Source organism: Demequina rhizosphaerae (assembly GCF_000971255.1).
Classification (GTDB): domain Bacteria; phylum Actinomycetota; class Actinomycetes; order Actinomycetales; family Demequinaceae; genus Demequina; species Demequina rhizosphaerae.
The window spans coordinates 88,045-101,850 of sequence record NZ_BBMC01000007.1; the positions used below are offsets into that span (position 1 = coordinate 88,045).

Consider the following 13,806-nt stretch of genomic DNA (forward strand, 5'->3'; position numbering starts at 1 on the left):
CCCGACGCACGAAGCCCCGCCGCGCCCGGAAGGGCACGACGGGGCGGTGCGGGCACGGCTCAGGCCGTGACCAGGTCCGGCTCCCGGCCGGGGAGGGCCGCCACCGCGCGCGGTGCACGCGTGAGGAGCCAGACGGTGAACCACACCTCCGTGACGATCGACGCGGTGGCGACGATCGCGAGGAACGCCCCGCCGAAGTCGGCGTAGTTGGCGAGCAGGAGGTGGGCGAAGGTGTCCGCGATGTACGCGACGCCCGCGATCCCCAGGCCGTAGCCCAGCGCGCGGGGCCCGATGCGCGACGCGACGAGGATGCGGCCGAGGACCATCAGGTGCAGGCCGAACGCCACGAGCGCGAGCAGCCACGTGATGTCGAAGGCCTCCATCGCGAGCCCGGTCCAGGCCTCGCGCTGACCGGCGTCGAGGCCCGCGACGATGTCGCCGCCGACCGCGAGCTGCAGGGCGAGGTACATGAACGTGATCGCGGGGATGAACGCGACCGTGTAGGCCAGGCGGAGCCATGCGGCGAGCAGCGAGCGACGCTCGCCCGTGCCGCGCAGCAGGACGTGCAGGGCCCACGCGATGCCGATGTCGATCATCGCGATCGCGGCGAAGCCTGCGATGCCGAACCGGAACGTGGTCTCGTTCTCGGCGATGTTGGCCATGGTCGCCGCCGGGTCGTCGAGCACGACGAGCTGGTTGCGGACCAGGAAGTTCGCGCCCATGGCGAGGAGCACGATGGCGATGTAGCCGATGCCGGCGAGGCGCGCGGCGGATCGGGGCGAGAGGTCGGTGGTGACGTTCATGACGGGTTCTCCTGTCGGGACGATGCGGTGGAGACGCGCTCAGCGAGCGTCGCGGACGAGGACGACGGCCTTGCCGGAGACGATGCCCGCGGCCAGGTCGGTGACGGCGTCGCCGGCACGCTCGAGCGGGTACGTGCGGCTGACCGCAGCGCGGACGCTGCCGGCGTCGACGAGGTCCCGCACGCGCTCGAGGCGCTCCGTGGTCGTGGCGGACACGAAGCCCATGAGGCGCTGCGAGGTGAACAGCGAGACGAGCGGCGCCCACAGGGTGCGGCCGCTGCCGCCCACCAGGGCGTCGCCTCCCTCGCCTCCGACCATGACGAGCGTGCCGGTGGGGGACAGGATGCGGCGCAGGCGGCGCAGCGAGGTGAGGCTGCCCGCGTCGATGATCACGTCGAAGGACTCGTCGAGCTCGGTCACCTCGGTGGTCCGGTAGTCGATGACGCGCTCCGCGCCCAGCTCGAGCACGAGCTCGGCCTTCGCGGCGCTCGCGACGCCGGTGACGTGGGCCCCCGCCGCGACGGCGATCTGCACCGCGAACGAGCCGACGCCACCCGACGCGCCCAGGATCAGCACGCGCTGGCCGGCCTCGACCTTGGCGCAGTCCTGGACCGCCTGGAGCGCGGTGACCGCGGACACGGGCATGGCGGCGGCGTCGGCGATCCCCGCAGCCTCGGGCTTGAGCGCGAGCCGCTCCTCCTTGGCGATCGCGAACTGGGCGAACGAGCCGTCGGCGGTGCCGAACACCTCGTCGCCCACGGCGAACCGGGTGACCCCGGCGCCCACGGCGGAGACGACGCCGGCGAGGTCCGAGCCCTGGACGGGCTGCTTGGGACGGCGCAGGCCGAAGCCGATCGCGCGGATCACGAGCGGCCGGCCCGTGGCGAGGTGCCACACGCCGCGGTCGACGCCCGCGGCGTGGACCTCGACGAGGACCTCGCCGTCGCCGGGCTGCGGAACCGGCACGCTGTCGAGGTGGATCTCCTCCGGGCCGGCGTAGCGGCGCTGGACGGCTGCGCGCATGGTGGTGTCCCCCTCGGTGATGGACATGGCGTCGCTCGCGGAAGCGGCGGCGGCGATGGTGGCGGCCGAGGCGGCGGCTGCGGCCTGGGCGGTGGTGCTGGCGTTCATGGTTTCCTCCCCGTGTGTCAAGCATTCGTACTTAGTACGACTTGCTACACTCGACGCTAGACGTACTTAGTACGAACCGCAAGGGCTGGAGGCAAGAATGTCGGATACCAGGCAGGATGTGCGCAAGCCGCGACTGTCGCGCGAGCGGATCCTCGACGCCGCGATGGATCTCGCCGACCGCGACGGGATCGAGGCGCTCACGATCCGCAAGCTCGCGGACGAGCTCGGCACCAAGCCGATGACGATCTACCACCACGTCGACGGCAAGGAGGCGCTGCTCGACGGCATGGTCGACGTCGTGTTCTCCGAGATCGCCAAGCCGCCCGTGGACCTCCCGTGGCAGGAGGCCCTGCGGGTGCGCTGCCGCTCGGCCCGCGAGGTCCTCGGCCGTCATCCCTGGTCCGTGCCGCTGCTCGAGTCCCGGCACCACCCGGGCCCCGAGCTGCTCGCGCACCATGAGTCCGTGCTGGTCACCCTCGACCGCGCCGGGATGCCGCTGCCGCTCGTGGCGCACGCCTACGCGGTGCTCGACAGCTTCGTCTACGGATTCGCGATGCAGGAGGCCAACCTCGCGGTGCAGCGCGGCGACGAGGATGCGGAGCTGGCGGAGGAGATCGCCGCGGCCTTCGATCCGGGCGCCTATCCGATGATGACGCGCTTCGCGATGGAGCACGCGATGCAGCCCGACTTCAACTTCGGGGACTCGTTCGACTACGGGCTGGACCTGCTGCTCGACGGGCTCTCGCGCGCGGCGGGCCAGGAGCCCGCCTGACGCGCGGGAGAATGGTCCGGTGCCCCTCTACCGAGACGACGCGATCGTCCTCCGCACCCACAAGCTGGGCGAGGCCGACCGCATCGTCACGATGCTCACGCGGCGCCACGGCAAGGTCCGGGCGGTCGCGAAGGGCGTGCGCCGCACCTCGAGCCGGATCGGGTCCCGCATGGAGCCGTTCATGCTCGTCGACGTCCAGCTGTACGAGGGCCGCAACCTCGACATCGTGAGCCAGGTGGAGACCAAGGAGCCGTACGCGCGACGCATCGCCGAGGACTACGGGATGTACACGGCCGCCACCGCGATGGTCGAGACGGCCGACAAGCTGGTCGACCACGAGCGCGAGCCCGCGTGGGAGCAGTACCGCCTGCTCCACGGCGCGCTCGGCGCGCTGAGCCGCCGCGACCACGAGCCGGGCCTCGTGCTCGACAGCTTCCTGCTCCGTTCGCTCGCGCACGCGGGCTACGAGGCGAGCTTCCACGACTGCGCGAGCTGCGGCCGCGAGGGGCCGCACCGCGCGTTCGTGGTGGGCGAGGGCGGCGCGGTCTGCGAGTCCTGCCGGCCGCCGGGTGCGGCCGCGCCCGCCCCCGAGACCTTCTCCCTGCTCGAGGCGCTGCTCTCGGGCGACTGGGGGACCGCGGACGTCTCCGACGGGCGCCACCGCAAGGAGGCCGCGGGCCTCATCGCGGCCTTCGCGCAGTTCCACCTCGAGCGCAAGGTCCGCAGCCTCGGCCACGTCGACAGGAGCGGTGCATGACGCCCACGGTCATCTTCGACTTCGACGGCACCCTCGCGCTCGGCGACGGGCCGCTGCACGCCTACGCCGCGTGCGTCGCGGAGGCCGCGGGTGTCCCGGGCGCGCACGACGCCTACGCGGCCGCCCTCGCGAGCCACGAGGCGGGGGAGGGCGGCTTCCGGGACGGCTACCACGCGGTCCAGCACACGGCGCTGAGCCTCGGGGTCGCACCCGACGCGTTGCAGGAGGGCTACGTGCGCAGCCGCGCGCTCCTCGCGGGCCCGGACGCGCCCATCGCGGCCCCGCCGGGGCTGGGGGACTTCCTCGCACGCCTCGCCGAGCACGCCGAGCTCGTCCTGGTCACCAACTCGCCACCCATCCGGATCGACGAGGCGCTCGGCGTGCTCGGCGCCGCGCCCCACCTCGACCGCGTCCTGTGCTCCGCGGGCAAGCCTGACGGGATGCCCGCGATCGTCGCCGACGCGCTGACCGGCGGCCCGGTGCTGTCCGTCGGCGACATCTACGCGTACGACCTCGAGCCCGCGGCGCGCCTGGGCGCGGACACCGCCGCGGTCGGACCGGGGGCTGCCGCCGTCGCGCACCTCGTCACCATGGCCGCGCCGGCGCTCCCGGCGCTCTACGGTGAGATCGAGGCGTGGGCGGCCGCCGCATCGTCCCGCCGATAGGCTGACCGGCGTGACCTTCGAGCGCCCCTTCCCGCACGCCGACGGTGCGACGCCTCCCGACCTGCCCGCCGCGGCGGTCCCGCACCACGTCGCCGTCGTCATGGACGGCAACGGCCGCTGGGCGAAGGAGCGCGGGCTGCCGCGCACCGCGGGCCACGAGCGCGGCGAGGCCTCGCTGCTCGACGTGGTCGCCGGCGGCATCGAGATCGGCGTCAAGCACATCAGCGCGTACGCGTTCAGCACCGAGAACTGGAAGCGCAGTCCCGACGAGGTGCGCTTCCTCATGGGCTTCAACCGCGACGTGATCCGCCGCCGCCGCGACGAGATGCACTCGTGGGGCGTGCGCGTGCGCTGGGCCGGCCGCCGTCCCAAGCTGTGGAAGTCCGTCATCACGGAGCTCGAGAAGGCCGAGGAGCTCACCCGGGACAACGACGTGCTGACCCTCACCATGTGCGTGAACTACGGCGGCCGCGCCGAGATCGCCGATGCTGCCAAGGCCATCGCGCTCAGGGTCGCGGCGGGGGAGCTGGACCCCTCCAAGGTGACCGAGAAGACGCTCGCGGCGCACCTCGACGAGCCCGACATGCCCGACGTCGACCTCTTCTGGCGCTCGAGCGGCGAGCAGCGGTCGAGCAACTTTCTGCCGTGGCAGGCCGCCTATGCGGAGTACGTCTTCAGCGACACCCTGTGGCCCGACGTCGACCGCACGCACCTGTGGGCCGCGATCGAGGAGTACGCGCGGCGCAACCGCCGCTTCGGCGCGGCGTAGCCGGCGGCTTCAGGAGGCGTAGGGGGACGATGCGTCGGCGGGCTGGGAGGGCCGGCGGCGCCGGCGCCACCGGTTGAGCCCGAAGGCCGCCCCGACGATCGCGACCACGGCGGCCGCGAGTAGCCACGGCGAGCGCAGCCACGCCTCCCACAGCGACAGCCCGATCGCCGTGTACACGGTCGCCCAGGCGAGGCAGCCGGGGATCATCGCGAGCGTGTAGAGGTCCCAGCGCATGCGCGTGTACCCGGCGGTCGCGTTCACCATCGTCTGGAAGCCGACGGTGAGGAACGACACGGGGATGCCCAGGTAGCCCCACCGTTCGAGGAACGCGCGGGCGCGCTCCATGCCGGGGCCCGAGAAGCGGCGCGCGAGGCGGGCGCGGCGGCTGTGGTGCGCCTCCGCCCGGTCGGCCACCGCATCGGCCCCCGTGCGCGCCCACCGGGCGATCCAGTAGGTGCCCTGGGTGCGGAAGAAGACGACGCCGCACAGGAACACGAACAGCCCCCACCAGGGGCCGTCGAAGACGAAGGAGGGGACTCCCGCCATCAGCCGCGGCCCGCCGCGGCGCACTCCGGGCACACGCCGGTGAGCTCGATCGTGTGGCGGATGTCGCCGTAGCCGTGCGCGTCGCCGATGTGGCGCGCGAACTCCTCGAACTCCGGCACGTCGATCTCGACCGCCTTGCCGCACACGCGGCAGCGGAGGTGGTGGTGGTGCTCCTCGCCCGCCTCGCAGCGGCGGTAGAGCGTCTCGCCGGACTCGGACACGACCGAGTCGACGTCGCCGCTGTCGACGAGCGCCTGCAGCGCCCGGTAGACGGTCGCGAGGCCGACGGTCGACCCGTCCGAGCGGAGGCGCTCGTGCCACGACTGGGCGGAGCGGAAGTCGCGGGTGTCGAGCGCGTCGAGGATCTCGCGGCGCTGCCGCGTCATGCGGGGACGGGGGGCGGTGTCGGGGCTCATCGCCGAGCTCCCTTCAGGAGCGACGTGGCCGCGGCCACGATCACGTAGAGGGTCACGCCGAGGGTGACGATGAGCGCGCCCGGCTGGATGTCGTGGAACACGGTGATCCAGATGCCGGTGAGGGTGAGGACGGCGCCGATGCCCATGGCGACGTACATGGTGCGCGAGAAGGAGCGCGTGAGCAGCTGCGCGACCGCGACGGGCACGATCATCAGCGCGCTCACCAGCAGCACGCCGACGACGCGCATGGCGACCGTGATGGTGACCGCGGCGAGCACCGCCACGACCATGTTGAGCGCCTCGACCGGCAGGCCGGTCGAGCGGGCGAACTCCTGGTCGTGGGTGACGCCGAACAGCGCGGTGCGCAGGCCGATCCCGACCGCGAGGATCAGCGCGGCCAGGCCGGCGCTCATCCAGACGTCTCCCCAGGTCACGGTCGAGATCGAGCCGAAGAGGTAGCCGAGCAGGTTCGCGTTCGAGCCGCCGGCGAGGCCGATGAGCAGCACGCCGCCGGAGATGCCTCCGTAGAAGAGGATGGCCATGACGACGTCCGCGCCGGTGCCGCGGGAGCGCATGCGCTCGATGAGCACCGCGCCGATGATCGCGAACACGACGGCGCCGGGGATGGCGAGCGCGTCCTGCTGCGCGAGGTCGAAGAGGCTGCCCGCAAGCCAGCCGGCGGCCACACCGGCGAGCGCGACGTGGCCGATGCCGTCGCCGAGCAGCGCCATCCTGCGCTGGACGAGGTAGGTGCCCATGACGGGCGCGGCCATGCCCACGAGCAGGCCGACGATGAGCATCCGCTGGATCAGCGGCTCGGAGAGCAGGCTCACGGCCCCTCCAATCCCAGCGACGCGTGGTCGCGCGCGGGCGGGTCGGTGTGGGGGTGCTCGTGCTCGTGGCCCGGGAGGGCGTGGACGCCGAGGTCCTTGGGCGGCACGCCGTCGTAGGTGACGCAGCCGCGCTCGAGCACGACGGCCCGGTCGATGTGCCGGCCGATCGCGCCGAGCTCGTGCAGCACGATGACGATGCCGACGCCCTCCTCCTTGAGGTGCCCGATGGTGTGCGAGAACGCGACCTGCGACTGCAGGTCCACGCCCGCCATGGGCTCGTCGAGGATGAGCAGCCGGGGGCGGCGCACGAGGGCCCGCGCGATGAGGACGCGCTGCTGCTGGCCGCCCGACAGCCGGGACACGTCGCGCTTGGCGAGGTCCTCGATGCCCACGGAGGCGAGCGCCTCGCGGGCGCGCGCCTTGGCGTCGCGGGGCGGGAGCAGGCCGCGCAGCCGCGAGCCGACGCGGCCGTCCTTCTCGCGGCTGCCCAGCAGCCCCGACGTCACCACCTCGATCGCGGTGGCGGACACGCCGCCCGCGGCCGTGATGCGCTGGGGCACGTAGCCGAGCCGCGCGCGGATCTGGGGCGTCGCGGGGGTGCCGAAGAGGTCGATGGCGCCCGACGTGGTGGGCAGGGCGCCGACGATGGCGCGGACGAACGTCGACTTGCCCGAGCCGTTGCCGCCCATGAGCGCGACGACCTCGCCCCCGCGCGCGGTGAGCGAGACCCCGTGGAGGATCTCCGTGCCCTGGAGGGAGACGCGGACGTCCCGCGCCTCGACCAGCGAGTGCGGGACGTCCGGGACGGGGGCGGGATCACTCACAGCCGAGCGCGTCCTCCAGCGTCGAAAGGTTCCTGGTCATGACAGCAATGTAGTCGTCGCCGTCGTCGATGGTCTCCACGGGGCTGAGCACCACGGTGTCCACCCCGATGTCGTCCGCGAGGGCCTGCGCCACCGACGCGCTGACCGCGTCCTCGGTGAAGATCGTGGTGGCGCCGGTCTCCGTGATGATGTCCTTGATCTCGAGGATGCGGGCCGGCGAGGGCTCGTTCTCCGGGTCGAGGCCCGCGATGCCCTCCTGGTGGAGCCCGTAGGCGTCCGCGAGGTAGCCGAAGGCCTCGTGGCCCGTGACGATCGTGTCGCGCTCGCACTGCGCGAGGCCCTCGGTGTACTGGGCGTCGAGGTCGTCGAGCGAGGCGTGGAGCGCCTCGGCGTTCGCGGTGTAGGCGTCCGCGTTGTCCGGGTCGGCGGCGGCGAAGGCGTCGCCGACGGCGTCCGCGAACGCGGCGAGCAGCTCGGGGTCGAGCCAGAAGTGCGGGTCGGACGAGCCGTGGTCGTGGTCCTCCTCGCCCTCCTCGTCGGCGTGCTCGTCCTCGTCGGCGTGCTCCTCGGCCGCGTGAAGCTCGACCACGGCGGCGGCGTCGAGCGCCTCCACGCCGGTGGTGGAGATCGCGTCGTCGACCGCGGGCTGGAACTCCGCCAGGTAGAGCGCGAGGTCCGCGGTGCCGAGCTGTCGCACGGTGGCGGGGGAGAGCTCGACGTCGTGCGGCTCGACGCCCGACGGGGTCATCGAGACCGTCTCGACGAGGTCGCCGCCCACCTGCTCGGCGACGAACTGGAGCGGGTAGAACGCGGTCGCCACGGTGAGCGAGGCGTCGGACGCGCCGCCGGAGGCGCCGGCGTCAGAGTCGGTCGACGAGCACGCGGTGAGCGCGAGCGTCGAGGCCGCCGCGGCGGCGATGAGGGCGGAGGTCTTCTTCATGCTCCGCATCCTACCCACTATTGATAATGATTGTCGAAATCAGGACTTCGGGCCCAGACGGTCCTCGAGCGCATCGTGCGCCGCCGCGCGCCCTCCGGCGTGCCACCGCGCCCACCGGAGCCGACGCCCGCGCATCGTCCCCCGTCGCGCCACGCGCATCGTCCGCGCGCTCACCCACGGCTAGACTGTCGCGAGCGATTCCGACCCCCTTCCACAAGGAGCATCACGTGGCCGCACCCAGCCGTCTCGACAACGCCATCTCGCTCGCGAAGCGCCGCGGCTTCGTGTTCCCGTGCGGCGAGATCTACGGAGGGACGCGCTCCGCCTGGGACTACGGACCGCTGGGTGTCGAGCTCAAGGAGAACATCAAGCGCCAGTGGTGGCGCGCGATGGTGACGAGCCGCGACGACATCGTCGGCCTCGACTCCTCCGTGATCCTCCCGCCGCAGGTGTGGGAGGCGTCCGGCCACATCGCCGCGTTCGTCGACCCGCTGGTCGAGTGCCTGTCGTGCCACAAGCGCTACCGCGAGGACCACCTGCTCGAGGAGTTCGAGGAGAAGAAGGGCCGCGCGCCCGAGGGCGGCCTCGCCGAGATCGTGTGCTCGGCGTGCGGCACCCGCGGCCAGTGGACCGAGCCCAAGATGTTCAACGGCCTGCTGCGCACCTACCTGGGCGCCGCCTCCGACGAGTCCGGCCTGCACTACCTGCGCCCCGAGACCGCGCAGGGCATCTTCGTGAACTTCGAGAACGTCATGCGTACCGCGCGCCAGAAGCCCCCGTTCGGCATCGCGCAGGTCGGCAAGTCGTTCCGCAACGAGATCACGCCCGGCAACTTCATCTTCCGCACCCGCGAGTTCGAGCAGATGGAGATGGAGTTCTTCGTCGTGCCCGGCACCGACGAGGAGTGGCACGAGCACTGGATCCAGACCCGCAAGGACTGGTACACGGACCTGGGCATCTCCGAGGACAACCTGCGCCTCTACGAGCACCCCCAGGAGAAGCTCTCGCACTACTCCAAGGGCACCACGGACATCGAGTACCGCTTCGGCTTCCAGGGCTCCGAGTGGGGCGAGCTCGAGGGCATCGCGAACCGCACCGACTTCGACCTGTCGACGCACGCCAAGCACTCGGGGAAGGACCTCAGCTACCTCGACCCGGCCACCAACGAGCGCTTCGTGCCGTACGTGATCGAGCCCGCAGCCGGCCTGTCTCGCTCGCTCATGGCGTTCCTCGTCGAGGCCTACACCGAGGAGGAGGTGCCCACCGCGAAGGGCGGCACCGAAACCCGCACGGTGCTGCGCCTCGACCACCGCCTCGCGCCGGTCAAGGCCGCGGTGCTGCCGCTGTCGAAGTCCGCGGACCTCGTCCCCACGGCGGAGAGCCTCGCCAAGGAGCTGCGCGGCGCGTGGAACATCGACGTCGACGTCACGCAGTCCATCGGCAAGCGCTACCGCCGCCAGGACGAGGTGGGCACGCCGTACTGCATCACCATCGACTTCGACACGCTCGACGACCAGGCCGTCACCATCCGCGACCGCGACACCATGCAGCAGGAGCGCGTGGCGCTGTCGCAGGTGAGCGGCTATCTCGCGCAGCGCCTCATCGGCGCCTGACATGGGAGCCGGGCACTCGCACTCCGAGAGCCCGCCGCGGGCCAACGCGGCCACGACGCGCCTGCTGTGGGCGCTCGTGGTCGGCGTCGTCGCCGCGGTGATCGTCGGCGCGGCCGTCACCTGGCCGTCGTCGTGGGACCGGCTGGGGTCCGAGAGCTTCCTCTACGAGGACGCGCGGCGCCTCGACGCCGAGGTCCTCGCGTACGACGAGACCACCGGTGAGTCGACCGTGCAGGTCACCACGCCCGGGGCGGAGGAGGAGCGGACGATGGCGCCCGCCGGCGTCGCCTCGCTCACGTTCGAGCCGGGCGACGAGGTGCGCGTCATCGAGGTCGACCCCGAGCAGCCGCTCATCTTCTCCGACTTCGCGCGCGACCCGCCGATCCTCGCGCTGCTCATCGTCTACGTCGTCCTCGTCATCGCGGTCGCGTGGTGGCGCGGGCTCGGCGCGCTCGTGGGCCTCACGCTCGCCTTCGGGATCGTCGCGTTCTACACCGTGCCCGCGCTGTTCGACGGCGCGAGCCCGCCCATCGTGGGCCTCGTGACGTCCGCCGGGGCGCTGTTCGTGCTCCTCTACGTCGCGCACGGCCCGAACGCCCGCACCACGACCGCCTACCTCGGCACCATCGCCGGCCTCGTCTTCACCGCGATCATCGGCACGTGGGCCGTGACCGCGGCGCAGATCCCCGGCGTGCCGTCCGAGGCCGAGGTCAACCTCGCCTTCCTCGACGGCCGCCTGTCGCTCCAGGGCCTCGCGCTGTGCGGCCTCATGATCGCGGGCCTCGGCGTGCTCAACGACGTCACCATCACCCAGGCGTCGGCGGTGTGGGAGCTGGGCAAGGCGCGCCCGGACCTCGGCCCGTGGCAGCTGTTCTCGCGCGGCATGCGCATCGGCCGCGACCACATCGCGTCGACCGTCTACACGATCGCGTTCGCGTACGTGGGGGCGTCGCTGCCGCTCATCATGTTGATCGCGGTCTACGACAACCCGGTGTCGACCGCGATCACGTCGTCGGAGATCGCCGGCGAGGTGGTGCGCACGCTCGTGGGCTCGATCGGCCTCGTGCTCGCGGTGCCGCTCACCACCGCGATCGGCGCGCTCATCGTCGGCCTCGGCGGAGAGGCGGCGGAAGCCGAGGCGCACGGCGAGACGCACGGCCAGACTCACGAGGGCGCGGTCGCCGGCGACGCGTCCACGGGTGCCGATCCGGGCCCCACGGCGTCCGGTGCGGAGGCCTGAGGCGGGGAAAAGCCGTGCGAGGTGACGGATTCGTGCCGATTTCCCCCAATTTGTCGTGTTGCGCTTGACGCGCCGGGGCGTGGGCCCCACGCTTGAAGAGGCGGGCATTCGGGGCGCGAGGGAGCGTCCCTGGGGGATAGGGCCGAGTGCTCCCGTCCCTCTTGCACGTCGTGGCTGCGCGCCTGGTCGCTGCGCCGCGGCGCCTCGCGCCCGGGCTTTCCCTCAGCGGCCCGGGCGCGAGAGCGCCCGCCCTCTGGTTCGCGGTCGCGATCCGCGTCCGGCCGCCCTCATCTCGACCTCGCCGATGCGCGAAGGTGGAGGATTCCGGGTGACAACCGCCGAGTCTTCGCCCGCGGATCTCCAAGTTGATGCGCCCGCGCGCCGAGGCGCCGCCATCGCCGGGTGCCCACGGGCGTGCCGCCGACGACGGGACCCCGCTCGCGTTCTCGCCGCGCCGATGCGCGAAGGTGGAGGATTCCGGGCGACAACCGCCGAGTCTCCGCCCGCGGATCTCCAAGTTGATGCGCCCGCGCGCCGAGGCGCCGCCAGCCCCGCCCGCCAGCCCCACCCGGCCCGCCTGAGACAATGGACCCCATGACCACGACCACCCGCCTCCTGCCGCCGCTGCGCATCGGCCCCCTCGAGGTCGACACTCCCGTGGTGCTCGCCCCCATGGCCGGCGTCACCAACGCCGCGTTCCGCCGGCTGTGCCGCGAGCACGGCGGCGGGCTGTACGTGGCCGAGATGGTGACGTCGCGGGCCCTCGTCGAGCGCACGCCCGAGTCGCTGCGGATCATCGCGCACGACCCCGACGAGAAGCCCCGCTCGGTGCAGGTCTACGGCGTCGACCCCGCGACCATCGCCGCGGCGGTCAAGATGATCGCCGAGGAGGACCGCGCCGACCACATCGACATGAACTTCGGCTGCCCCGTGCCCAAGGTGACGCGCCGCGGCGGGGGAGCGGTGCTGCCGTGGAAGCGCGACCTGTTCAAGGACATCGTGCGCGCCGCCGTCCGCGAGGCGTCCAAGTTCGACATCCCCGTCACGGTGAAGATGCGCAAGGGCGTCGACGACGACCACCTCACCTACCTCGACGCGGGCCGCACCGCCGAGAAGGAGGGCGCGGCGGCCGTCGCGCTCCACGCCCGCACCGCCGCCGAGTACTACTCGGGCAACGCGGACTGGGAGGCCATCGCGCGGCTCAAGGAGGCCGTGACGAGCGTGCCCGTGCTGGGCAACGGCGACATCTGGCAGGCCGAGGACGCGCTGCGCATGGTCGAGCAGACCGGCTGCGACGGGGTCGTGGTCGGGCGCGGCTGCATGGGCCGCCCGTGGCTCTTCGCGGACCTCCAGGCGGCCTTCGAGGGCCGCGACGAGCGCGTCCGCCCGGGCCTCCGCATGGTCGCGGACACGATCTACCGCCACGGCGAGCTCATGGTCGCGCACTTCGACGACGACGAGGACAAGGGCATGCGCGAGCTGCGCAAGCACATGTCCTGGTACCTCAAGGGCTACCCGGTGGGCGGCGAGATCCGCCGCTCGCTCGGCCTCATCTCGACGCTGGCGGAGCTCCGCGACATCCTCGACACGCTCGACCTCGACGCCGGCTACCCCGGCGAGGAGGCCGAGGGCCCCCGCGGCCGCCAGGGCTCGCCGCGCGTGCCCGCGTGCCCCGAGGGCTGGCTCGACACCCAGGACATCACGCCGGACCTCGAGAAGCGCCTCCGCGAGGCGGAGCTGAGCGTCTCCGGCGGCTGACGCCGGGCGGACGATGCGCGGGTCAGGTACGGCCCGCGGGCGGACGATGCGCGGGCGGCCCCCGCGCGCCCCACACCTCGCACAGTGTGACAAACTGCACCCTGCAAACGCCGCATACCTGCACTAACGTGGCGGCATGAGCAGGGTGCGCGCGTATCTCGCGATGTCGCTCGACGGCTTCGTCGCCGGGCCCCGGGACGACCTCGACTGGCTCGAGCCGCGCGCCGAGGGCGCGCCTCCGGTCGCCGACGAGCCGTGGCGCGACTCGGACGACGACGCCCTCCACTTCGGGGACTTCCTCGACCGCGTCGGCTGCATCGTCATGGGGCGGCGCACCTTCGACATCGTCACGCGCTTCCCCGACTGGCCCTACCGCGACCTGCCGATGCTGGTGCTCACGCATCGCCCGCTCGAGACCGAGCACGCCACCGTCCGCCCGGCGCGCGGGGACATCGCCACGGTCCTCGAGAAGGCCAAGGGGATCGCGGGCCGCAAGGACGTCTACGTCGACGGCGCGACGCTCGTGCGCGACGCCCTCGCGGCCCGCGCGCTCGAGGAGCTGGTCGTGACGGTCGTGCCGACGGTGCTCGGCAAGGGCGTCTCGCTCTTCGGCGGCCTGCCGCGGCCCGCGGAGCTCACGGCCGAGCACGTGGTCCGCTTCGGCGACGGATTCGTCCAGATCCACCTCGCGTGCCCCACCGAGCCGCGCTGACGCCGCGGCCCCTGCCTGGACCCGCGC

Annotated in this window: 15 protein-coding genes; 8 read left to right on the forward strand and 7 right to left on the reverse strand. The window is 72.6% G+C overall.

Annotation, left to right across the window (positions count from 1 at the left end):
- Window positions 1-59: 59 nt before the first annotated feature.
- Complete coding sequence (locus AOM07_RS10675; RefSeq protein ID WP_062313643.1) at window positions 60-803, reverse strand: DUF4386 domain-containing protein; 744 nt, start codon at window positions 801-803, stop codon at window positions 60-62.
- A gap of 39 nt (window positions 804-842) precedes the next feature.
- Complete coding sequence (locus AOM07_RS10680; protein WP_228374439.1) at window positions 843-1,934, reverse strand: NAD(P)-dependent alcohol dehydrogenase; 1,092 nt, start codon at window positions 1,932-1,934, stop codon at window positions 843-845.
- A gap of 118 nt (window positions 1,935-2,052) precedes the next feature.
- Between AOM07_RS10680 and AOM07_RS10685 the strand changes: the two genes are divergently transcribed.
- The 4 genes from AOM07_RS10685 to AOM07_RS10700 are packed head-to-tail and all read left to right on the forward strand — an operon-like array spanning window position 2,053 to window position 4,897.
- On the forward strand, window positions 2,053-2,706 hold the full coding sequence (locus tag AOM07_RS10685) for a TetR/AcrR family transcriptional regulator (RefSeq protein ID WP_228374440.1): 654 nt from the start codon (window positions 2,053-2,055) through the stop codon (window positions 2,704-2,706).
- A 19-nt stretch (window positions 2,707-2,725) separates the two neighbouring features.
- Window positions 2,726-3,463: a DNA repair protein RecO gene (recO, locus tag AOM07_RS10690; RefSeq protein WP_062313647.1), complete on the forward strand. Its 738-nt coding sequence runs from the start codon at window positions 2,726-2,728 to the stop codon at window positions 3,461-3,463.
- On the forward strand, window positions 3,460-4,128 hold the full coding sequence (locus tag AOM07_RS10695) for an HAD family hydrolase (RefSeq protein ID WP_062313649.1): 669 nt from the start codon (window positions 3,460-3,462) through the stop codon (window positions 4,126-4,128). Before recO ends, AOM07_RS10695 begins: the two co-directional genes overlap by 4 nt.
- 10 nt (window positions 4,129-4,138) lie before the next feature.
- Complete coding sequence (locus tag AOM07_RS10700; RefSeq protein WP_062313651.1) at window positions 4,139-4,897, forward strand: isoprenyl transferase; 759 nt, start codon at window positions 4,139-4,141, stop codon at window positions 4,895-4,897.
- A gap of 9 nt (window positions 4,898-4,906) precedes the next feature.
- Here AOM07_RS10700 and AOM07_RS10705 read toward each other — a convergent pair whose 3' ends face one another.
- Genes AOM07_RS10705 through AOM07_RS10725 form a run of 5 tightly spaced genes read right to left on the reverse strand, consistent with a single transcriptional unit; the run spans window position 4,907 to window position 8,456 of the window.
- Window positions 4,907-5,443 carry a DedA family protein gene (locus AOM07_RS10705; RefSeq protein ID WP_156165306.1) on the reverse strand — a complete coding sequence of 179 codons (537 nt, stop codon included), beginning with the start codon at window positions 5,441-5,443 and terminating at the stop codon, window positions 4,907-4,909.
- Window positions 5,443-5,859, reverse strand: coding sequence for a Fur family transcriptional regulator (locus tag AOM07_RS10710; RefSeq protein ID WP_062313655.1), 417 nt, complete (start codon window positions 5,857-5,859; stop codon window positions 5,443-5,445). The genes AOM07_RS10705 and AOM07_RS10710 overlap by 1 nt, the downstream gene beginning before the upstream one ends.
- A complete protein-coding gene (locus AOM07_RS10715; protein ID WP_062313657.1) occupies window positions 5,856-6,692 on the reverse strand; it encodes a metal ABC transporter permease in 837 nt (278 codons plus the stop codon). The genes AOM07_RS10710 and AOM07_RS10715 overlap by 4 nt, the downstream gene beginning before the upstream one ends.
- Entirely contained in the window at window positions 6,689-7,516 is an 828-nt protein-coding gene (locus AOM07_RS10720) for a metal ABC transporter ATP-binding protein (RefSeq protein WP_062313659.1), read from the reverse strand. The genes AOM07_RS10715 and AOM07_RS10720 overlap by 4 nt, the downstream gene beginning before the upstream one ends.
- A complete protein-coding gene (locus tag AOM07_RS10725) occupies window positions 7,509-8,456 on the reverse strand; it encodes a metal ABC transporter substrate-binding protein (RefSeq protein WP_084830257.1) in 948 nt (315 codons plus the stop codon). Before AOM07_RS10725 ends, AOM07_RS10720 begins: the two co-directional genes overlap by 8 nt.
- A gap of 227 nt (window positions 8,457-8,683) precedes the next feature.
- Here AOM07_RS10725 and AOM07_RS10730 point away from each other — a divergent pair, with 227 nt between their 5' ends.
- The 4 genes from AOM07_RS10730 (at window position 8,684) to AOM07_RS10745 (ending at window position 13,779) form a co-directional block, all read left to right on the forward strand.
- Window positions 8,684-10,069, forward strand: a complete 1,386-nt coding sequence (locus AOM07_RS10730) for a glycine--tRNA ligase (RefSeq protein WP_062313663.1) — start codon at window positions 8,684-8,686, stop codon at window positions 10,067-10,069.
- A gap of 1 nt (window position 10,070) precedes the next feature.
- Complete coding sequence (locus AOM07_RS10735; protein WP_062313665.1) at window positions 10,071-11,309, forward strand: YibE/F family protein; 1,239 nt, start codon at window positions 10,071-10,073, stop codon at window positions 11,307-11,309.
- A 594-nt stretch (window positions 11,310-11,903) separates the two neighbouring features.
- The gene (gene dusB / locus AOM07_RS10740) at window positions 11,904-13,067 is read left to right on the forward strand and encodes a tRNA dihydrouridine synthase DusB (RefSeq protein ID WP_082101467.1); all 1,164 of its coding nucleotides are present in this window, start codon (window positions 11,904-11,906) and stop codon (window positions 13,065-13,067) included.
- A 136-nt stretch (window positions 13,068-13,203) separates the two neighbouring features.
- Window positions 13,204-13,779 (forward strand): dihydrofolate reductase family protein, encoded by a 576-nt coding sequence (locus AOM07_RS10745; RefSeq protein ID WP_062313669.1) that lies wholly within the window; start codon window positions 13,204-13,206, stop codon window positions 13,777-13,779.
- Window positions 13,780-13,806: the final 27 nt, after the last annotated feature.

Bases quoted from the DNA above. Each gene is read 5' to 3' on its own strand.
- AOM07_RS10675 (WP_062313643.1), bottom strand. From the start codon at position 803: ATGAACGTCACCACCGACCTCTCGCCCCGATCCGCCGCGCGCCTCGCC.
- AOM07_RS10680 (WP_228374439.1), bottom strand. From the start codon at position 1,934: ATGAACGCCAGCACCACCGCCCAGGCCGCAGCCGCCGCCTCGGCCGCC.
- AOM07_RS10695 (WP_062313649.1), top strand. From the start codon at position 3,460: ATGACGCCCACGGTCATCTTCGACTTCGACGGCACCCTCGCGCTCGGC.
- AOM07_RS10705 (WP_156165306.1), bottom strand. From the start codon at position 5,443: ATGGCGGGAGTCCCCTCCTTCGTCTTCGACGGCCCCTGGTGGGGGCTG.
- AOM07_RS10710 (WP_062313655.1), bottom strand. From the start codon at position 5,859: ATGAGCCCCGACACCGCCCCCCGTCCCCGCATGACGCGGCAGCGCCGC.
- AOM07_RS10725 (WP_084830257.1), bottom strand. From the start codon at position 8,456: ATGAAGAAGACCTCCGCCCTCATCGCCGCCGCGGCGGCCTCGACGCTC.
- AOM07_RS10735 (WP_062313665.1), top strand. From the start codon at position 10,071: ATGGGAGCCGGGCACTCGCACTCCGAGAGCCCGCCGCGGGCCAACGCG.
- dusB (WP_082101467.1), top strand. From the start codon at position 11,904: ATGACCACGACCACCCGCCTCCTGCCGCCGCTGCGCATCGGCCCCCTC.
- AOM07_RS10745 (WP_062313669.1), top strand. From the start codon at position 13,204: ATGAGCAGGGTGCGCGCGTATCTCGCGATGTCGCTCGACGGCTTCGTC.